This is a genomic window from Kitasatospora sp. NPDC059571, from assembly GCF_042735675.1.
In the GTDB taxonomy this organism is placed as follows: Bacteria; Actinomycetota; Actinomycetes; order Streptomycetales; family Streptomycetaceae; genus Kitasatospora.
The window spans coordinates 1-1,426 of record NZ_JBHWBW010000622.1 but is presented as its reverse complement, the minus strand read 5'-3'; the positions used below and the strand labels follow the sequence as shown (position 1 = coordinate 1,426).

General features: G+C 70.5%; 1 protein-coding gene. It reads left to right on the top strand.

From position 1 onward, the window contains the following. The first annotated feature begins 174 nt into the window (after nucleotides 1–174). On the top strand, nucleotides 175–1,362 hold the full coding sequence (locus tag ACFV0G_RS36715) for an Ig-like domain-containing protein (RefSeq protein ID WP_380557312.1): 1,188 nt from the start codon (nucleotides 175–177) through the stop codon (nucleotides 1,360–1,362). Nucleotides 1,363–1,426 lie beyond the last annotated feature (64 nt).

Below are 1,426 nucleotides of genomic sequence, written 5' to 3'. Positions count from 1 at the left end.
GCCCCGCCACCAGCACAACAGAGGCCCCCGCCCCGGGGGGGGGGGGCCCCCCCCCCCCCCCGGCCCGTTCCGCCACCCCGGTTATCGATTCGTAATCGAATCGTTCACTGCGAAATGAAACCCCCCGGCCCTCCCGCGCGTGTACTGGACGGGATAGACGGCAAGGGGTAACGCGTGAAGCGGACGAACAGGTTCATGGCGGCGGCGGCACTGGGCAGCGCGCTGATGGTGACGACGGCGGCGTGCAGCAGCGGTGGCGGTGGCGGCGGGTCGGAGGCGGCCAAGCCGAAGGCCTCCGCCGCCAAGGTGAGCATCGAGCCCGGCGACGGCGCGAAGGACGTCAAGCCGAACGGCGCGCTCAAGGTGACGGTCACCGACGGCAAGCTCACCGAGGTGTCGGTGACCGGCCCTGACGGCAAGGCCGTGCCCGGCGCGGTCGCGGCGGACGGCCTGAACTGGCTGCCGGCCGGGAGCCTGGCCGTCTCGACCGCGTACAAGGTGAGCGCCAAGGCCACCGACGCCGCCGGACTGGTCGCCACCGTCCAGGGTGGCTTCACCACGCTCACGCCGACCAAGGGAGCCGGTCCGCAGGACAACATCTCCGACGGCCAGACCTACGGCGTCGGCATGATCGTCTCACTGACGTTCAAGAAGCCCGTCCAGGACCGCGCCGCGGTCGAGAAGGCCGTCACCTTCGACACCACGGACGGCAGCACGGTCAAGGGCCACTGGTTCAACAGCACCCGGATCGACTTCCGGCCGGAGAACTTCTGGAAGCCGCAGACCAAGGTGACCGCGCACTACCGGCTCAAGAGCGTCGAGACCGCTCCCGGCGTGTACGGCGAGGTCGACAGCGACCAGTCCTTCACCATCGGCCGTTCGCGGATCAGCACCGCCGACGCGAGCAGCCACCAGATGGTGATCAAGGAGGACGGCAAGCCCGACCGGACCGTCCCGATCAGCGCCGGCGCCTCCTCCCCCGCCTCGCAGAACACCTTCAACGGCACCATGGTGATCATGGCCAAGGAGGGCACGACGGTGATGGACTCCTCCACCGTCGTCAACCACGAGGGCCCCGCGTACAAGGTGAAGATGCCGCACGCCCTGCGGCTCACCCCGACCGGCACCTACGTGCACGGCAAGTACGCCCCGGACAACCCCTTCGGCAGCCGCAACACCAGCCACGGCTGCGTCGGGCTGGAGGACAGCTCCGGCGAGGACGGCAGCGCCGACACCCCGGCCGGGCAGTTCTACGACGCCTCCATCATCGGCGACGTGGTGAAGGTGCAGAACTCGGTCGGCAAGCAGGTCGACCCGGCCAACGGCCTGAGCGGCTGGAACATCTCCTGGGCCCAGTGGTGACCCACCGCCGGCGGGCCCCCGGGGCCCGCTGAGCCGAAGGGGCCCGCGCCGGACGGCGCGGGCC